This window comes from Nitratireductor sp. GCM10026969, from assembly GCF_042660605.1.
Taxonomy (GTDB): Bacteria; Pseudomonadota; Alphaproteobacteria; order Rhizobiales; family Rhizobiaceae; genus Chelativorans.
In genome coordinates, this window is record NZ_JBHSUM010000324.1 from 1 (window position 1) to 688 (window position 688).

Sequence of the window (688 nt, forward strand, 5' to 3'; positions counted from 1 at the left end):
AGATACATGGTCGACGTACAGGCGGCGAACGGGGTCTGCGCCTGCGCTTGCGCGTCCGTGGCCGATACCGTCAGAAGGGCAAGGGCGCCGAGCCCCGCCGCGACGCATGTGAACCGTGCGCCGATACGGCCAAGGCTTGCACCAGCGCGGCGCACTGCTGCTGAAAGCAAAGGAAAATAGCGCATGAGTGACCCCTCGCATGTGGATCATCCGCTGGTGGGCGGCCTTGCGCTGACACTCGTCGCCCGCCTCGGCATCGCATTGGAATCCCCCTCGGATTCCGTATGCCGCATCAACGCCTCGGCAGGGTGCGCCCAACATCGGAGATCACCGACGGGTGCATTGTGCATAACAGTTCACGGTTGTATTTCAGATCTACACAGAGATTTCACAGTCCTACGAACTGCACAAAAATAGCGACGTAACTGTTGCAGAACCGCCACTACGTAAATGCTACCTGAAGTGGAATAAAAATTGAGAGGATATAGGGGTTACTTGCTCTTGCGAACCTTCGCTGGAGTCATGCCCCTCAACCTGCTCAACGTGCTCGTCAGGTGACTCTGGCTCGAAAAGCCGCTGAGAAAGGCCACCTCGCTGAAGGTGTAATCCGTTTCGACAAGCAGACGCTCGGCAAAATCGAGCCGCATGTTGGTGAGGAACTTGTAAGGCGGCTGTCCGAACGTCTTCG

2 protein-coding genes are annotated in these 688 nt (G+C 57.6%); both read right to left on the reverse strand.

The features are described 5' to 3' along the window. The coding region (locus tag ACFP9U_RS25275) for a hypothetical protein (protein WP_378625656.1) at positions 1-185 on the reverse strand (185 nt) is incomplete at its 3' end. Between the two features lie 306 nt (positions 186-491). Then, positions 492-688: helix-turn-helix domain-containing protein (locus ACFP9U_RS25280; protein ID WP_378625657.1), on the reverse strand; the 197-nt coding region annotated here is incomplete at its 5' end.